The sequence below is a fragment of the Kribbella sp. NPDC004875 genome, assembly GCF_042873375.1.
GTDB lineage: Bacteria > Actinomycetota > Actinomycetes > Propionibacteriales > Kribbellaceae > Kribbella.
This window is the reverse complement of record NZ_JBIALI010000005.1, coordinates 322,849-339,722: the sequence shown is the minus strand read 5'-3', so window position 1 is coordinate 339,722 and position 16,874 is coordinate 322,849. Positions and strand designations below refer to the sequence as shown.

The 16,874-nt window shown below is 69.3% G+C and carries 18 protein-coding genes; 13 read left to right on the top strand and 5 right to left on the bottom strand.

Translation table 11 applies throughout. The annotated features are described in order from the left end of the window. Window positions 1–35 precede the first annotated feature (35 nt). The 7 genes from ACFYRH_RS28140 to ACFYRH_RS28110 all read left to right on the top strand — a co-directional run bounded on the left by ACFYRH_RS28140 (window position 36) and on the right by ACFYRH_RS28110 (window position 8,206). Window positions 36–1,175, top strand: a complete 1,140-nt coding sequence (locus tag ACFYRH_RS28140) for a glycoside hydrolase family 99-like domain-containing protein (protein WP_387781655.1) — start codon at window positions 36–38, stop codon at window positions 1,173–1,175. A 79-nt stretch (window positions 1,176–1,254) separates the two neighbouring features. Next, entirely contained in the window at window positions 1,255–2,286 is a 1,032-nt protein-coding gene (locus tag ACFYRH_RS28135) for a LacI family DNA-binding transcriptional regulator (protein ID WP_387781653.1), read from the top strand. A 36-nt stretch (window positions 2,287–2,322) separates the two neighbouring features. Next, the gene (locus ACFYRH_RS28130; protein ID WP_387781651.1) at window positions 2,323–4,296 is read left to right on the top strand and encodes an ABC1 kinase family protein; all 1,974 of its coding nucleotides are present in this window, start codon (window positions 2,323–2,325) and stop codon (window positions 4,294–4,296) included. Window positions 4,297–4,325: 29 nt separating this feature from the next. Beyond that, window positions 4,326–5,723 carry an MFS transporter gene (locus ACFYRH_RS28125; RefSeq protein WP_387781648.1) on the top strand — a complete coding sequence of 466 codons (1,398 nt, stop codon included), beginning with the start codon at window positions 4,326–4,328 and terminating at the stop codon, window positions 5,721–5,723. Between the two features lie 66 nt (window positions 5,724–5,789). Then, window positions 5,790–6,077, top strand: coding sequence for a 4a-hydroxytetrahydrobiopterin dehydratase (locus ACFYRH_RS28120; RefSeq protein WP_387781645.1), 288 nt, complete (start codon window positions 5,790–5,792; stop codon window positions 6,075–6,077). 75 nt (window positions 6,078–6,152) lie between these two features. Then, complete coding sequence (locus ACFYRH_RS28115; protein WP_387781642.1) at window positions 6,153–7,202, top strand: hypothetical protein; 1,050 nt, start codon at window positions 6,153–6,155, stop codon at window positions 7,200–7,202. 179 nt (window positions 7,203–7,381) lie between these two features. After that, a complete protein-coding gene (locus ACFYRH_RS28110) occupies window positions 7,382–8,206 on the top strand; it encodes an acyltransferase domain-containing protein (protein ID WP_387781639.1) in 825 nt (274 codons plus the stop codon). A 5-nt stretch (window positions 8,207–8,211) separates the two neighbouring features. Here the strand turns inward: ACFYRH_RS28110 and ACFYRH_RS28105 are convergent, their stop codons facing one another. The 3 genes from ACFYRH_RS28105 to ACFYRH_RS28095 form a co-directional block, all read right to left on the bottom strand. After that, window positions 8,212–9,432, bottom strand: a complete 1,221-nt coding sequence (locus tag ACFYRH_RS28105; RefSeq protein ID WP_387781636.1) for a hypothetical protein — start codon at window positions 9,430–9,432, stop codon at window positions 8,212–8,214. 90 nt (window positions 9,433–9,522) lie between these two features. Next, entirely contained in the window at window positions 9,523–10,152 is a 630-nt protein-coding gene (locus ACFYRH_RS28100; RefSeq protein WP_387781633.1) for a DedA family protein, read from the bottom strand. Window positions 10,153–10,250: 98 nt separating this feature from the next. Further along, window positions 10,251–11,444: a cytochrome P450 gene (locus ACFYRH_RS28095; RefSeq protein WP_387781628.1), complete on the bottom strand. Its 1,194-nt coding sequence runs from the start codon at window positions 11,442–11,444 to the stop codon at window positions 10,251–10,253. Window positions 11,445–11,498: 54 nt separating this feature from the next. Here ACFYRH_RS28095 and ACFYRH_RS28090 point away from each other — a divergent pair, with 54 nt between their 5' ends. Then, the gene (locus ACFYRH_RS28090; RefSeq protein WP_387781621.1) at window positions 11,499–11,825 is read left to right on the top strand and encodes an ArsR/SmtB family transcription factor; all 327 of its coding nucleotides are present in this window, start codon (window positions 11,499–11,501) and stop codon (window positions 11,823–11,825) included. Then, window positions 11,815–12,234, top strand: coding sequence for an SRPBCC domain-containing protein (locus tag ACFYRH_RS28085; RefSeq protein ID WP_387781619.1), 420 nt, complete (start codon window positions 11,815–11,817; stop codon window positions 12,232–12,234). Before ACFYRH_RS28090 ends, ACFYRH_RS28085 begins: the two co-directional genes overlap by 11 nt. Window positions 12,235–12,434: 200 nt before the next feature. Here ACFYRH_RS28085 and ACFYRH_RS28080 read toward each other — a convergent pair whose 3' ends face one another. Then, the gene (locus ACFYRH_RS28080; protein WP_387781616.1) at window positions 12,435–12,611 is read right to left on the bottom strand and encodes a DUF5302 domain-containing protein; all 177 of its coding nucleotides are present in this window, start codon (window positions 12,609–12,611) and stop codon (window positions 12,435–12,437) included. 128 nt (window positions 12,612–12,739) lie between these two features. Between ACFYRH_RS28080 and ACFYRH_RS28075 the strand changes: the two genes are divergently transcribed. Together ACFYRH_RS28075 and ACFYRH_RS28070 are read left to right on the top strand one after the other, a co-directional pair. After that, window positions 12,740–13,390, top strand: coding sequence for a LysE family translocator (locus ACFYRH_RS28075; RefSeq protein ID WP_387781613.1), 651 nt, complete (start codon window positions 12,740–12,742; stop codon window positions 13,388–13,390). A gap of 14 nt (window positions 13,391–13,404) precedes the next feature. Then, window positions 13,405–14,298 (top strand): aminoglycoside phosphotransferase family protein, encoded by an 894-nt coding sequence (locus ACFYRH_RS28070; protein ID WP_387781610.1) that lies wholly within the window; start codon window positions 13,405–13,407, stop codon window positions 14,296–14,298. Here ACFYRH_RS28070 and ACFYRH_RS28065 read toward each other — a convergent pair. After that, window positions 14,285–15,019 (bottom strand): class I SAM-dependent methyltransferase, encoded by a 735-nt coding sequence (locus tag ACFYRH_RS28065; RefSeq protein WP_387781607.1) that lies wholly within the window; start codon window positions 15,017–15,019, stop codon window positions 14,285–14,287. The genes ACFYRH_RS28070 and ACFYRH_RS28065 overlap by 14 nt on opposite strands. Before the next feature lie 105 nt (window positions 15,020–15,124). On the opposite strand from ACFYRH_RS28065, the gene ACFYRH_RS28060 reads away from it, so the two are divergent. Together ACFYRH_RS28060 and ACFYRH_RS28055 are read left to right on the top strand one after the other, a co-directional pair. Next, on the top strand, window positions 15,125–16,123 hold the full coding sequence (locus tag ACFYRH_RS28060; protein WP_387781604.1) for a helix-turn-helix transcriptional regulator: 999 nt from the start codon (window positions 15,125–15,127) through the stop codon (window positions 16,121–16,123). Between the two features lie 56 nt (window positions 16,124–16,179). Continuing rightward, the gene (locus ACFYRH_RS28055; RefSeq protein WP_387781601.1) at window positions 16,180–16,872 is read left to right on the top strand and encodes a VOC family protein; all 693 of its coding nucleotides are present in this window, start codon (window positions 16,180–16,182) and stop codon (window positions 16,870–16,872) included. Window positions 16,873–16,874: the final 2 nt, after the last annotated feature.

The following is a 16,874-nucleotide window of genomic DNA, read 5'->3' as shown; positions in this document are numbered from 1 at the left end:
TCGTTGAAACATTTCAAGCACTGGGAGCGTGATCGATGGAACGCCCGAAGGTCCTCGCCTACTACTTCCCCGGGTGGCACGCCGACCGCCGGAACGCGCACTGGTTCGGCGCGGACTGGTCCGAGTGGCAGCTGCTGCGCGACGCGACGCCCCGGTTCGACGGCCACCGGCAACCCCGCATCCCGCTCCTGGGGTACGCCGACGAGGCCACGCCCGCGGCCGCCGAGGCGCAGATCGCCCTCGCGAAGCAGTACGGCGTCGACGGCTTCCTGGTCGACTACTACTGGTACGACGACGGCCCCTACCTGCAGGCCGCGCTCGACGAGGGGCTGCTGTCCGCGGCGAACAGCGACGACGTGCAGTTCGCCTTGATGTGGGCGAACCACGAGCTGCTCGACATCTTTCCGCACGGCGATCCCGCGCAGGGCCCGCCGCGGAAACTCAAGCACGGCGCCATCGACCGCGCGGTCTTCGAACAACTCGGCCGGCAGGTGATCGACAACTACTTCTCGCGGCCGAACTACCTGACCGTCGACGGCAAGCCGTGGTTCTCGGTCTACGAGCTCGGCAACCTGATCACGGGACTTGGTGGGGTGGCGGCGGCTGCGGACGCGCTGCGGTGGTTCGACGAGGAAACGCGACGCGCCGGGCATCCCGGCGTACATCTCGACGCTGTCGTCTGGGGGATCGCGGTGCTGCCGGACGCCGTGACGGTGGACGATCCGCAGGAGTTGGTGCGCGAGCTCGGGTTCGGGTCGGCGACGTCGTACGTGTGGGTGCATCACGCGGACGCGGGTGACTTCGACTTCCCGGTGGCAGACATCGGGCCGATGCGGGAGTCGGCGTTCGCGGAGTACGAGAAGTTCGCGGCGGAGCTCGACGTACCGTTCTACCCGAACGTGACGGTGGGATGGGACGCGTCGCCGCGGACCGATCAGTCGGTGCCGTTCGAGCGCCTCGGGTATCCGTGGACGCCGGTGTGGGACCAGACCCCCGAAGAGTTCCGCGAGGGCCTGCTGCGCGCCAGGAAGTTCCTCGAGCGGCACGGGCCGGCCCATCCGGTGGTGACCGTGAACGCATGGAACGAATGGACCGAGGGCTCCGCACTCCTGCCTGACACCCACCACCGCTACGCATTCCTGGAGATGATCCGGGAGGTGTTCGGAAGCGCCTAGTGTCCTGAGTCGGAAGTTCGACCCAGGACACTAAGATGGGCTGATTGCTTTGGGATTCGGGGTTTCTGTGGTGCGGAGTGTGACGATCAAGGACGTGGCGGCGCTGGCCGGCGTCTCGCTCGGCACCGTGTCGAACTACCTGAACGGCACCCGGACCGTCTCACCCGACACCCGCGCCCGAATCGAGCGGGCCATCGAGGTGACCCACTTCGTCCCGAACCGCGCGGTCCGCACACTGCGCGGCAACAGGACGCACACCGTCGGGCTACTGGTCCCGGACGCCGGCAACCCGTTCTTCACCGAGATCGCGCGCGGCGTCGAGGACCGGGCGCGCGAGCGCGGCGACGTCCTGGTGTACTGCGACACCGCCGGCGACCCGGAGCGCCAGTCGCTCTACATCCGCCGGCTCGCCGAGATGCGCGTCGGCGGGCTCGTCATCTCGGCGACCGCGTCGATGCCACCCGACCTCGGCGACCTGGAGTCCGTCGGCACCCCGATCGTGGTGGTCGGCGGCGAAGGGATGGCGCTGCGCACGTCGCGGGTCACCTTCGACCACCGGCTCGGCGGCGAACTCGCGATGCGGCACGTCCTGGAGCTCGGGCACCGCCAGATCCTGTACGCCGGCGGCCCGGGCGGTGAACTCGTCATCCAGGCCAGGTACCAGGGCGCGCTCGCGGCACTGGCGGAGTACGGCGACGCGGAGCTGCACCGGGTCGACGCGACCGGGCGCAGCGCACGGGAACGCGGCGAGCTGGCCGACGAGATCATGGCGATGCGGCCGCGGCCGACCGCCGTGCTCTGCGGCAACGACCTGATCGCGATCGCGATCGCCAACAAACTGATCCGGGCCGGCCGCGCGGTGCCCGGCGACGTGGCGATCGTCGGGTACGACGACATCACCGACGCGCAGCTGGCGGTTGTGCCACTGACCACGGTGCGGCAACCGGCGTACCAGATCGGGACCTCGGCCGCCGAGCTGCTGTTCGAGCGGGTGGACGACCCGGTGACGCCACACCGCGAGATCAGCTTCGCGCCGGAGCTGATCGTCCGCGACTCGTCGGGCCGGTCGCCGCGGGGGATGTCTCCGGGGGCCGTTCCCTCGCGTGGGTGAGTCCCGCGACGCCGGTCAGCCCCTAGGGTTCCGGGCATGGATGTTGTGCTGGGTGGCCTGTTCAGCCTGGGCGTGTTCCTGGTGATCTTCGTGCCGAGCGCGCAGCGGCTGCTCGGGGTGCGCTTCGGGCTGATGCGGATGGCGCTGGCGGCGGCGGTCACGTTGAGCCTGTTCAGCCCGATCGCCAACGCGCTCGTCGGCCGGGCGCCGTTCACGGGTTCGAACGGCGCCGCGATCGCGTTCCTGGTGCTGACGACGCTCTGCGCGATGCTTGCCGGACTGGTGTTCCTGGTCCTGTCCGAGGCACTGGTCCCGACCGGATCGTTGCCTCGGGCCCGCGATCTGCGCCGCGACCTGAGCGGCCGGATCGCACGCACCCGGCGCTACCTGCAGATCCTCCGGATCGCCCTCGAACACGGCCTCGGCCCGTACCTGCGCGGCCGCCGCCGCCCCGGCCGCGAGAACGCCGCCGGTCAGGCCGAGCTCGCCCGCTCGCTGCGCCTCGCCCTCGACGAAGCCGGCGTCACCTTCGTCAAACTCGGCCAGGTGCTGTCGACCCGCAGCGACATCATCCCGAGCTCGGTCGCCACCGAGCTGAGCCGCCTCCAGGACCAGGTCTCCCCCGCACCCTGGCCGCAGATCGAACAGGTCCTCACCGAAGACCTCGGCATCCCACCGGCCCAGTTGTACGCCGCCTTCGACCCCGAGCCGCTCGCGGCCGCGTCCGTCGCGCAGGTCTACACCGCGCGCCTCACCGACGGCACCGACGTGGTCGTGAAGGTCCAGCGCCCTGCGATCGCCGCCATGGTCGACCGTGACCTCGACATCGTCCGCCGCCTCGCCCGGCTGCTGGACCGCAACACCGACTGGGGCCGCTCGATGGGCGTCCGGGCACTGGCCGACGGATTCGCCGACGCGATGCGCGAGGAGCTCGACTTCACCGTCGAGGCCGGCAACATGACCACCGTCGCGGCCGGCCGATCCGTTGCTGATAGCAATGACCTCGTCGTCCCCCGGCTGTACGCCGAACACTCCACCCGCCGCGTCCTCACCATGCAGCGACTGGACGGCATCGGCCTCGGCAACGCCCAGCAGGCGATCGCCGATCGGGGGCTCGACCCGGTGCGCCTCGGCCACGCGCTGTTCAACTGTCTGCTCGGCCAGGTGGCGATCGACGGGGTGTTCCACGCCGACCCGCACCCGGGCAACTTCCTGCTGCTCACCGACGGCCGGATCGGGATGCTCGACCTCGGCTCGGTCGGCCGCCTGGACCCTGCCACCCGGGACGCCCTGCAACGCTTCCTGCTCGCTGTCGACCACGGCGACCCGATCGCCGCCACCGACGCCCTGCTCGAGATCGTGCACCGTCCCGACGTCATCGACGAACGGGCATTGGAGCGCTCCGTCGGCCAGTTCATGACCAAGCACCTCGCGGCCGGCGTAACGCTCGGGCCTGCCATGTTCAACGATCTGTTCCGGATCATCACCTCGCACGAACTCGGCGTACCGCCGGAAGTTGCCGCGGTGTTCCGCGCGCTGGCGACGATCGAGGGCACGATCTCGCGGATCTCGCCCGGGTTCGATCTGGTCGCGGCGTCCCGGCAGTTCGCCGGCGCCCATGTCACGGACCGGCTCGCTCCCGAGGCTCTTCGCCGTACGGCGACCGAAGAGCTCGCCACGCTGCTGCCGATGCTGCGCCGGCTGCCGCGGCGGATCGACCGGATCGCGGCCGCGGCGGAGGGCGGCCGGCTGGGACTGAACGTCCGCCTGCTCGCCGACGAACGCGACCGCCGGCACTTCACCGGCCTGCTGCACCAGGTTCTACTGGCGGTGCTCGGCGCGACGGCAGGGATCATGGCCGTCCTCCTGCTCGGTACGCCGGGCGGTCCGCGGGTCACCGATTCGATGTCGCTGTACCAGCTGATCGGCTACAACCTGTTGGTGATCTGCGCCGTCCTGGTGCTCCGGGTCCTGGTCCTGATCTTCCGGTTACCCAGGCACTTGACTTAAAGCTCACTTGAGCTTCGACGATAGCGGGCATGTCCTCCACGACTGAGTCCGCGACCCGGCCGCGCCTGTTCACCGGCCAGCACCTCCCGCTCGTGCTCGGCGTGATCGGACTGGTCACCCTGGGCGCCTTCGAGAACCGCGCCGTCGGGACGGCGTTGCCGACGATGGTCCGCGAGTTCCATGCCCTCGGCAGCTTCGGCCTCGCGAACGCGGCACCGAGCGCGAGCTACCTGATCTCGCTCGCGCTCGGCGGGCTCTGGTCCGACCGCCGCGGCCCGATCCCGACGCTGCGCGCCGGCGCCGTTTCGTTCGCGCTCGCGCAACTGCTGGTCGGAACCGCGACCGCGATGCCGATGGTGATCGCGGGCCGGCTGCTCAGCGGTCTTGCCGAGGGGTTGCTCGACGTGTCGTTGATGGTTCTCGTCGCCCGGGCGCTGCCCGCCGTACTGCGGCCGCGGATGTTCTCGCTGTTCGCGGCGATGTGGATCCTGCCGTCGGTGCTCGGGCCGGTGCTGACCGGGGTGGTGACCGAGCAGTTCGGCTGGCGCTGGGTGTTCCTCGCCGCCGTCGTCCTGCTGGTGCCGAGCTGGCTGCTGCTCGGCCCGGCGATGCGGCAGTCCGTCGACGTCCCCACGCCCGAACGCACAGCCGAGGACGCGGCAGAGCTCGAGGCCTGGCGCGCCGCCCTCCCGTGGGCCCTGGCCGCGTCCGTCGCCCTGTTCTCGATGACGCTGGCCGGAGACCACCTCCGGGCACACCCGATCATCAGCGGTACGGCGATCGTCGTCGCGCTCGCGGTCCTCGGGCGGGCCGCCGTACGCGTGATGCCGGCCGGTACCTTCATCGCCCGGCGCGGCTTCCCGGCGATCGTCGCGGTCCGCGGTCTCGGTGCCGCCGCGTTCTCCGGCGCCGGCGCGTACCTGCCGCTCCTCCTCACGCTGCAGCACGACTTCAGTCCGTCGCGCGCCGGCGTGACGTTGTCGATCACCGGAGTCTGCTGGGCGTTCGGATCGTGGCTGCAGGGCCGCGAACACGGCATCGCGCGGGTGACCGTACTGCGGACCGGCCTCGCCTTCATGACCGTCGGCATCGCCGTCACCTCACTGCTCGCCTGGACCGACGCGACGTCCTGGATCGGCTTGATCGGCTGGGGTTTCGCGGGCATCGGCATGGGCCTCAGCTCGTCGAGCCTGTCGGTCCTCACCCTCGATCTGTCCGACCACCACAACGCCGGCCGCAACAGCAGCGCCGGCCAGATGGCCGCAACGATGAGTGTCACCACGGCATTGGCGATCAGCGGCACGCTGCTGGCCTTCAACGCCGACGACCCCCGCCCGTGGGTCTTCGGCACGATCATCGCCGCAGGCGCCGCCTTGTCCCTCCTCGGCGTCCTCGCAGCCCCCCGAGCCCGGCGCACCACGCCTTGACGCGCGCGTGGCGCAGAGACCTCATCGTGAAACTTACCGCGGTCGCTCAGGGTCTAGAGTGAGGTCATGGCTGAGCTCCTGACCGATGACCAGATCGACCTCGCGATTCGTGACCACCTGCCGGAGTGGAAGGTCGTCGACCAGGAACTCGTGCGGAGCGTCAAGCGGGACAACTTCCTCGACGGCATCCGGCTGGTCGCGACCGTCGCGCAGCTGGCCGAGTCGATGAACCACCACCCGGACATCGACATCCGCTACACCACGATCACCTTCAAGGTCAGCAGCCACGAGGCCGGCGGCATCACCGACGACGACCTGGTGCTGGCCCGGCACATCGACACCGCCATCGGCTGACCTGTTCTCGTCATGGCGCCTGTCGGTCACCGCAGGCGCTGGTGACAGCTGCCCGAAGGCCCTTACATCTAAGGGATGACCGCCCTCGGAAGTGCCCTGGCCGCCCTGCTTCTGATCGTGCCGACCGCCGCTGATCCCGGCTGGTTCTGGAACGAGCCGCACTGCGACACCGTGTACGGCGACGGCTCGGTGACGATCACCGAGTCCGACGGGGCCACCCTCGCCCCGACGACCGGCACGCTGCGCCCTGTCACGTACGCGAAGGTCGCGACGCTCGAAGAACCGAACACGCTCATCACCATCGGCAAGCAAGCGATTCAACGCTCCAACGACGCAGGCTGCAGCTGGCAGCTCCTCGACAAGTCGCCGGACGATCTCAGCACGTACGACGTTCAGCCGGGCCCGGGCGACTCGGCGTACGTCTACAGCGTTAACGACCAGCCCATTCATCGCGTCCACGGAGCGCAGGTCAGCACGGTCGCGGGGCCCGTCGACGGCGGTGGTCTCGCGGCGCTCGACGCCCGGCCCGGGCGATTGCGTGCGGTGGCCGACGACGGGCAGCTCTACGACTCCTCGAACGACGGCGTGACCTGGCAGCGCGTCGGCGTACCGGCTGCTCGTGATCTGTTCCTGTACGACGCGGTGGTGGACCCGCGGAACCCGGACCACATCGTGATCGGGGTGATGTCGGACGGCGTGTACGTCACGTACGACGGCGGGCGGACCTGGACCCGGTCGCGGCCGGTCGAGCGCGTGAACGCGTTCAGCCTGGCGATCTCGCCCGCCGACCCGTCGAAGGTCTGGATGGAGGGCTACGACCGTGACCGGTCGACGCGGTTCATCTGGGAGTCCACCGACGGCGGACTGAAGTTCCGCGAGGTGCTGGACCAGAGCCGGGCCGACCTGATCAACGGCAACCACATGTGGGCGTCGCCGGCCGACCCGGACCTGCTCTACTTCAGCTACGGCACGTCGTTCGCGAACTACGGCGCCGACCTGTACCGCTTCCGCCCGTCGACCGGCGAGCTCACCAAGAACCACAACCGCAACGACGGCATCCCGTCCCTCGCCTTCAACCCAGCCGACCCGAAGATCCTCTACCTCGGCCTGGCGGAGGAACGGTAAGCGGACCTGCACCACTCACCAACCCCCGCCGGCGGCCGCTCCGCGCAGGGCGCCGAGCGCGGGGAGCCCTCACCGCCGGAGGTTGGTGAGTGGCTCAGGTCCGCTCCTCTGACCTGCCACCCCAGCCCACGCCTCAGATCGTAAGTCTCTGGCCGGGCCTCATCGGTTAACGTTGACGAGTGACGACTGCCGAGGAATATCGCCTGCTGGGGTTTGCCGAGGTCGACCGCGAGGCCGCTGAGGCGTTCTCGCCGGATCAGGTGGCGGTGAAAGATCTCGCCGACCAGATCCGGGGCGCGATCGGCCGGCTCGGGAGCGAGCCGGAGTTCCGGATGCCGGAGGACCCGCGGAACTCGATCCAGGCGTTCCTGGACACCGTGCCGGACATCCGCCGGTACCACGCGGAGCGCGGGATCCCGGACGACATCAGCTGGGCGACGCTCGCCGACCTCGGGCAGCAGATCAAGGTGAACCGCCGCACCCACGGTGACTACGGCCTGGAGACGCACTGGTGGATGACGATCCACTGGACCGGCCAGATCTACGCGCTCGGCCGGCTGCAGTACCTGCTGCACCAGGTCCCGGCCGACAAGCCGGTCCCGGGCACCGAGCCGGGCGAGTGGATCATCGGCGTCCACATCCCGGAGACCGGTGCGCTCACGCCCGAGCTGGTCGACGAGAGCCTCCAGCAGGCCCGCGAGTTCTTCCCGCGCTACTTCCCGGAGTACCCCGTGAAAACCGCGAACCTGTGGTCCTGGCTGATCGACCCGTACCTGCTCGACAACCTCCCGCAGGACTCGAACATGGTGAAGTTCGGCCGCCGCTTCACGCCGTACGGAACACCGAACGACAGCCAGGACAGCGCGATCTTCTTCACGTTCCGCACCCATGGCCTCGACCACCTCGACGAGCTCCCGCAGGACACCCGCCTGCAGCGGCTGGTCGTCGGCCGGATCAAGGACGGCGGCACCTGGCAGAGCGCGTACGGCTACCTGAAGCTATGACAGGGTTATGACGGCCGGTTCCGTCCACTGGGTACGCCGTACTTCGCCAGCCAGCTCGCCAGCTCCATGTTCGACACACACCGGACATCGGGCTGCGTGCACGTCTGCTTGACGAAATCGGTGAGCGCGTCGGAGTACACGCTGTTGTTCCACCGGTTGAAGTGGTTGCCGAGGAACAGCGGCGGGTTGCCGCTCGCCCGCGACTTCGCGAGCGCCTGCCGATAGGTCGCGAGCACCTGGGCCTTCAACGCGGGCGCCTGCGCGAGCGGCGCCTTGCGGGCCTGGGTCTGCGCGAACCACAGGTTGTAGTCCATCGTCAGCGTCTTCTTGCCGGTCCCCGCCAGCGTGACCGACTCGAGCGGGAAGTCCCACACCCCGTTCTGCTTCTTCGGCCAGGCGATGTAGCCGGGCGCGGACGCGTCGTACAGCATGCCGCGCTGGACCATCGCCTGCCGGTACGCGGGCCGGTTGCCCTCCAGGCACGGCGTCCGCATGCCCTTCACGGTCGCGGGGTCGAACGGTGGCGCGACCGTCTTGCCGGCCGCGAGTGACGGCCCGGTCCGCACCATCCGGTCGAACGCGCTCAGTTCGGCGGTCCACTGCGCCGTCGTCCACCGGCCGATACCGGTCGAGCCGCAGAAGTGCCCGTTCGCGTGGGTGCCGATCTCGTGGCCCTCGGCGATCGCCTGCCGCAGGACCGTTGTCCGGCCGAGCACGTTCGCGGTGTCACCCCAGCCGATATCCGACGCGCCGGGCTTCTTGTACGGCGGTTTGTAGTCGTCGCGGTGATCGCCCGGGTAGAGGTACGGACCGGAGAGGAAGAACGTCATTCGGGCGTTGACCTGCTTCGCGACCGCCCGCCAGTGCGCCCAGAGGGCGAGATCGCCGGCGCCGTCGAACGAGACGACCACGAACAGTGGCGGCTTCCCGGTCGGCAGCCGGCCCGGGAAGCTCCGGGTCACCGGTGCGGCGGCGAGCAGGTTCCCGGCCGGCGGTTTCGCCGGGGGTGTCGACGGCGTCGGCTTCGTTGACGGCGTGCTGGGCGTTGACGGCGTGCTGGGCGTCGGCTTCGTGCTCGGCGCCGGCGTGACGCTGGGCTTCGCTGTCGGCGCGGTGCCGGGCCGGGTGGCGGTGGGATTGCCCGGCGACGGAGCGCCTTCCAGGGGTACGTCGGCACATCCGGCCGCAACCGCCGCGATCACGAGCGCGGCGCCCACGAGGTTCACCCCAGGCCTCACCACCTGTCTACTGACGCACGTCCGCCCCGGAATGTTGGTCCGGGACACGCGTCGGCGGCGAAACCCGGGCGGGGATCGTTAAGCGCTCGTGATCTTCGCCGCGCGGCGCTTGACCGCGATCCGGCGGGTCGTCTCGATCACCAGACCGACCACGGCGGCCAGGCTCAGGCTGAACGCGAGCGCCTTCAGCTGGTCGTGCGCGAACGCGTCACCACCGAGGTACCCGAGCAGGGCGACGTACGTGTAGGCGACGGTGACGCCGGCGATGGTGAACACGATGAACTTCTTGAACGAGTACCGCGTCGCACCCGCCGTCAGCGTCGCGACCATCCGGGCGCCGGGGATGTAACGCACCGTCATCAGGATCAACCCGCCGCGCGAGTGCAGCGCGGCCGAGACTCTGTCGTAGACCCGCTGGCGACGCTCCTGACGCTTCATCCAGCGGTGCAGCGCCGGGCCGGAGCCGCGGCCCATGAAGTAACAGACCGATTCACCGATGACCGATCCGGCCATCGCGACCGCGATCACCAGCAGCAGGTTCTGGTGGCCGGCGGCGGCTGCCATGCCGGCGGTGACGACCATGCCCTCGCTGGGCACGACCGGGAACACCGCGTCGACCGCCGCGGCGATGAACAGCACCAGCAGCAGCCAGTGCGAGGCCATCGCGAGGCTCAGCAGGTGTCGCGCGACCTCCATCAACTCTGTCACCCGGACAGAATGACATCCCCGGTCAAGCAAGCTGCAATCCCACCGGTGTGATTCAGCCGCGGTTCATCGGATGTTCAGGCGGCTCCGACGAGGCGCGATTACAGCTGTACGGGTAGTTCCCGGATCGCGTTCATCAACAGGCTGGGGTGCCGCGGCGGGTCCTGGTCCGGCTCGGCCAGCCGTAGGTTGGGGAACCGCTCGAACAGCATGCCGAGCGCGATCCGGCCCTCCAGCCGGGCCAGCGGCGCGCCGAGGCAGTGGTGGATGCCGTGCCCGAACGCGAGGTGCGCGGTGTCGGCCCGGGTGATGTCGAGCTCGTCCGCGCGGTCGACCTTGCGGGCGTCGCGGTTCGCCGGGAGGAGCGCGAAGACGATCACCTCGCCGGCCTCGACCTTGCCCGTGGCGAGCTCGAGCGGCGCCTGCGCGACGTACGGGATCGCGGCCTGCAGCGGGCCGTCGTACCTGAGCAGTTCCTCGACGGCGGCGGGTAGCCGATCGGGCTCCGCCGTCAGCAGCGCGAGCTGGTCCGGATGCCGAAGCAGAGCGTGTACTCCGTTCGTGATCAGGCTGACCGTGGTCTCGTGCCCGGCGGCGAGCAGCAGGAAGATCATCGAGGTGAGCTCGTCCTCGCTCAGCCGGTCGCCGTCGTCCTGCGCCAGGATCAGGCCGGACAACAGGTCGTCGGCCGGCGCCGCCCGCTTGGTCGCGATCAGCTCGTGCACGAAGTCGAGCATCAGCGTGGTCGCCTCGATGTACTCCTCCGCGGTGTGCACGGTGGCGTTCACGAACACCGTCGACCAGCGGCGGAAGTCCTCGCGGCGCACCGCCGGGATGCCGATCAGCTCGCAGATCACGGTGATCGGCAGCGGGTAGCTGTACGCGTTCACCAGGTCGACGCGGTCACCCGCCTCAACCACCTCAGCCGCCATCTCGTCGAGGAGCTCGCCCGCGATCTCGCGGATCCGTGGCTCGAGGGCGTCGATCCGGCGGCGGGTGAAGGCGGCGGTGACCAGTTTGCGGAGCCGGGTGTGGTCCGGCGGGTTCGCGCCGAGCATGTGCTGCTCGGTGCGGTAGATCAGGTCGTCCATCACCGAGTCCCGGTGCGGGCCGTCCAGCGGTGCACGCACCACGTCCGGATGGGCGAGCAGTTCGCGCGTCTCGGCGTACCCGGTGACGAGGCAGACGGGGACGCCGGTGAACAGCGTCAGGCGCTGCAACGGTCCGCCGGCGGCGAGGGCCGCGAAGCCGTCGTGGCGGGCGGTTCCACTGGTCTCGATGAACGGCTGCGTCATGTCGGCCAGCGTACGGACTTGACAGAACACTTCACCAATTGGTGAAGTGTTCTCGTGCTGACCGGACTGCCGAGGACCTTCGGAGCGCTGGCGGACCCGACCCGGCTGGCGATCGTCGGCCGGCTCAGCCGCGGCGACGCGACCATGGGCGAGCTCGCCGAGCCGCACCGGATCACGCCACCGGCGATGACCAAGCACGTCCGGGTGCTGGTCGACGCCGGGCTGGTGCACCGGCGGCGGGTCGGCCGGACCGTGGTGTGCACGCTCCGGCCGGAGGCGTTCACCGAGGTGGAGCAGTGGCTCGGCGACCTCACGACGTACTGGAACAGCACCGTCGACCGGCTGGAAGAACTGCTGCGAGGGGACTCCGATGACCACTGAGATCCGGATCGAAAGGGTGCTGCCGGCAACGATCGGGCGGGTGTACGACGCCTGGACGCGCGCCGAACTGCTGGCCCAGTGGTACTGCCCGAACCCGGACCTGAAGCTGAAGGTCGAGGCCGAGGTCCGGGTCGGTGGGGACTACGTCGTGCGGATGGGACCACACGTGGTGCGCGGGACCTATCTGGAGGTCGAGCCGCCACGGCGGCTGGTCTTCAGCTGGAAGTGGGACGGAACCGACGACGATCCGACCCGGGTCGAGGTCGAACTGTCCGAGGTCGCGGACGGCACCCGGATGCTACTCAGCCACACCGGCTTCGCGAACGCCGAAGACGCCGCCAACCACCGGCAGGGTTGGGAGCCCGAACTCGGCCGGTTGGCCGGCCTGCTCGCGCCGATCCCCCAGTAGCCGTCGCCGCTCGGGGCAATCGACCGAACCTCGGACACTCGATGAAGCCCGCGGACAAGTTATCGCCTGTCCACAGCCCGCAAAGGGTATCCGCAGTCCTGAGAAGTTCCCGGAGCGCTGCCTCGACGTACTGCCCGGGGAAAGGTCGAGCCCCGGGCGGCAACCCGGGGCTCATGCGGATGGATGGACAGTGGCGGTGGTCAGCTGCCGGACTTGCGCCGGAACTGGCGCTTCTGCTTGTCGTTGTGCGCTTCGCCGACGCCCTGGCCACGGACCCCGCTGCCGGGGTGGTCGTGGTTTCCGGCGTTCTTCTTCTCGAGCGCTTCCCGGAACTTCTTCTGCAGATCGTCCGCCGGCGTGCTGGACTTGTCGCTCATACCGTCTCCTTCACAAACCGTCAGGCGTACGCCCCCACGCTAACCGAGGGTGAGCACCGGCCGCGAGTGCAATTCCGCCGATCGGAAAACCCCAACGGTCTCCGAGCCCGCGCTGTTAGGTTCGATCCATGCTGGTCAGCAACGAAGCGCTCCTCGGTATCGCCCTGGTCGAACTGGGTCTGGTGATCGTCCCCGGACCGAACATGATCTACCTGATCTCCCGATCGATCGCGCAGGGCCGGCGCGCCGGACTGATCTCGCTGGCCGGGGTCGGCGTCGGGTTCGGCATCTATTTGCTCGCGGCAAGCGCCGGTCTCGCGACGCTGTTCGCGCTCGTCCCCGAGATCTACGTGACGCTCAAGCTCGCCGGAGCGGCGTACCTGCTGTGGCTTGCCTGGAACGCGCTCCGCCCCGGCGGCTCGTCGGTATTCGCGACGCAGGAACTGGAGCCTGACCGGCCGCGGAAACTGTTCGGTATGGGCCTGCTGACCTGTCTGCTGAACCCGAAGATCGCGATCCTCTACATCTCGCTGCTCCCCCAGTTCCTCGACCCGTCCCGCGGCCACCTCGGCCTGCAGAGCCTGGTCCTCGGCCTCGGCCAGCTCACCGTCGGCGTCGTGATGAACGCAGCCTTCGTGATCACCGCCGGCTCCGTCGCGGTGTTCCTCGCCCGCCGTCCGACCTGGATGCGGATCCACCGCTACCTGACCGGTACGGCGCTCGCGGCCTTCGCGATCCGCCTGGCCACGGACCGCGCCCGCCCGCTCGCAACGCACTGAAGTAGGTTCTGCGGATGGTCATGCACGAGGGGCAGCTGAGCGTCACGACCGACGACGTGGCAGGTCTGGTCCGGGAGCAGTTCCCGGATTGGAGCGGGTTGCGGATCCGCGAGGTGACCTCGCACGGGACGGTCAACGCGCTGTTCCGGATCGGGGACGAACTGGTGGCCCGGTTCGTGATCCTGCCGGGCGACCCGGACGAGCTGCGGCGGGAGCTCGAGGACGAGGCCGACGCCGCGCGGCGGTTGCGCGCGATGTCGCCGTACCCGACGCCGGAGCCGGTCGCGATCGGTGCGCCGGGGCTGGACTATCCGCTGCCGTGGAGTGTCTACAGCTGGGTCCACGGGACGATCGCGTACGACGCCGACGTGGCCGGATCACCTGCCTTCGCGGAGGATCTGGCGCGATTCGTGCTGGCGCTGCGTGCGCAGCCGACCGAGGGGCGGGTGTTCACCGGGTCGTGGCGTGGCGGGCTGGTGACGTCGCAGGACCCTTATGTCGCGGACGGTCTGGAGCGCAGTCGCGGGATGATCGACGTGGACGCGCTCGCGCGGTTGTGGGCCGACCTGCGGACGACGCCCCACACCGAGCCGGACGCATGGACGCACCGCGACCTGATGCCCGGCAACCTGCTGGTCAAGGACGGCCGACTCGCCGGTGTGATCGACGTCGGCACCTTCACCGTCTCCGACCCCGCGATGGACCTCCAGCCCGCGTGGAACCTCCTCGACCCGACAGCGCGTTCCGCGTTCCGGACGGCACTCGGCAGCGACGACGCCGAGTGGCGCCGCGGCATGGCCTGGTCGTTCGCCCAGGCCATCGGCTGCCTCTGGTATTACGTGGAGACCAACCCGGTCATGTCCCGCACGGCCCACCACACCCTCACCGCGCTACTCAAAGCTTCCTAGCGACGAACACGAACTCTTTGCCCGGGCGATCCGGCGCCTCCCGTACGTCGTCCACCGCGAACCCGGCCGCCACCAACGACTGCTCGACCTCGTCCCGCTCGCGGAACCGCAACGTCGAGTCCGACGTCAGCACCGCCCCGTCGGAGGAGAACACGTAGTTCGCGCGGAACGATACGAACGGCAGGTCCACGTCGGTCAACTCGCTCCAGACCTCGACGGTCCCACCGTCGTCGGCCGCGACAACCTGCCCGGTCTTCTCGCGCGACCACTCCGCCCACTCCTCCCAGATCCGCCGCGCCGGATCCCGCGTCTCGAACACGAACCGCCCACCGGCGACGAGCGCATCATGCACCCCACGCACCGTCGCCGCCCAGTCCTCATCGGTCAGGAACACCTGCGCGACGTTGCCCGTCATCACCGCCAATTCGACATCCAGCTCCGGCAAGGACGTGGCGTCCCCATGGATCCACCGCACCCGCTCCGCAAACTCCTTGCCCCGAGCAACCTCCAACGAAGCCGCCGCCGGATCCACCCCCACGACCTCAACACCCCGCGCCGCCAGCAAACAGGCCAGTTCCCCCGTCCCACACCCCACGTCCAACACCCGCCGTAGCCCGAACTCCCCCACCATCGCCGCGTAATGCTCGAGATCCCCCCGCCCGACCTCCAACAAGTCATAAAGCCGAACCAACCGAGGCACCCCAAACAAGTCATCAACCATCCCGCGACGCTAACCGGCCGAGCCCTCGCCCGCGATGCATTTCTCGTACAGCTTCCACGGGAAAAGACGGCTGTCGATGGCCTGTTTCATTGAGATAGTCCGGGGATGCGTGCGGAGCGGCTTCTTCGGCTGTTGTTGCGGTTGCAGACGGGTGGTCGGTCGACGGTTGCGCAGTTGGCCGTGGTGTTGGAGGTCTCGCCGCGGACCGTTCAGCGTGACCTTGATGCGTTGAGTCTCGCCGGGGTGCCTGTGTATTCGATCCGCGGGCGTGGCGGTGGGTGGGCGCTGCTTCCCGATTACCGCAGCCGGCTCACCGGGCTCACGCCGTCCGAGGTGATGTCGGTGTTCGTGGGGGCGACCGCGCGTGTTCTCGCCGATCTGGGGCTTGACGCGTCCAGCGAACTCGCGGTCACGAAGCTGATCGCGTCGCTCCCCGAGGGGACCCGCCGAGAAGCGGAGTACGCGCGGCAACGGCTCCTGATCGACCACGCGGGCTGGGACGACCGCCGCGAAACCCCGCGCTGGCTCGACCTCTGCCGCCAGGCCGTCTGGGAAGAACGCACGATCGAGATCCAGTACGGCGAGCCCGAGTCGGCCGCCCACTCGACGGACGGCGGCACCCGGCGCCGCGGACCGTTCCCGATCGAGCCGCTCGGGCTGGTCGCGAAGACCCGCACCTGGTACCTGGTCGCCGCCCGCACCGACGGTCGTCTTCGCACCTACCGCCTGTCGCGTGTGACCTCGGCCGAACTCACGACTCGCACGTTCACCCGCCCGTCCGGTTTCGACCTGGCTGCCTACTGGGCCCAATCCCAAGAGGAGTTCCGGGCCGCGCGCCCGACGTACCCCGTCACCCTCAAAGTTCGCGACCACGCCGTACGCCGCTTCCGCCCCACCACCCCGATGGTCCCGGCAGACGACGGCTGGTGGCTCGTCCACACCGACCTGGAGTCCCACCCCGAAGCCCAAGCTGCCGTCCTCGCCCAGGCCGGCGCCGCCCAAGTCATCGCCCCAACAGAACTAGCCCAAGCAGTCCACAAAGCCGCCCAAGCCATCGCAGTCCAACACAGCCGCGACCCCGGGCTCGAAGATCAGCCGCGGTAGGTCGATGCCTGCGGAAACCGGTCGCTCGGCGGACGGGGGCGTCCTAGGGTCTAGGGGTGGCTCTTCGACTGGAAGCAGTTGTCTTTGACGTGGCCGACTCGGCGGCGGTGGCGGACTTCTGGGCCGGGATGCTCGGCCGGGAGGTTGTCATGGAGCCTGATGGCGCGTTGGTGCCGGGGAACGAGACGCAGGTTGGGCTCCGGTTTGTCACGTCCGACAGCTTGCAGGTTGGCCCGCGGCAGCTGCATCTGCATCTGACGAGCACCAGCCTTGAAGATCAGCAGCGGACCGTCGAGACAGCGTTGCGCCTGGGTGGTCGCCACCTTGACGTGGGACAAGGGCCTGACGAGAGCTTCGTCGTACTGGCCGATCCTGGTGGCAACGAGCTGTGTGTGATCGAGCCGGGCAACAACTGGCTGGCCGGCACCGGATACCTCGGCGAGGTCACCTGTAACGGAACGCGGGACGTCGGCCTGTTCTGGCGCGACGCGCTGGGCTGGCCGCTGGTGCTGGACGAGAACGAGCAGACCGCGGTCCAGTCGCCGCTCGGCGGCACCAAGATCTCCTGGGACGCATGGGACCGATCCAAGAACGCGAGGAATCGGCAGCGCTTCGATCTGGTGGCGGCGGATCCCGCCAACGAGGCGGAACGACTGGTCGCGCTCGGCGCGACCCGCCTCGCCGACCACGCAAACCACCTCGAGCTGGCCGACCCGAACGGCCACGAATTCAGCCTCCACCCAGCCTGAGC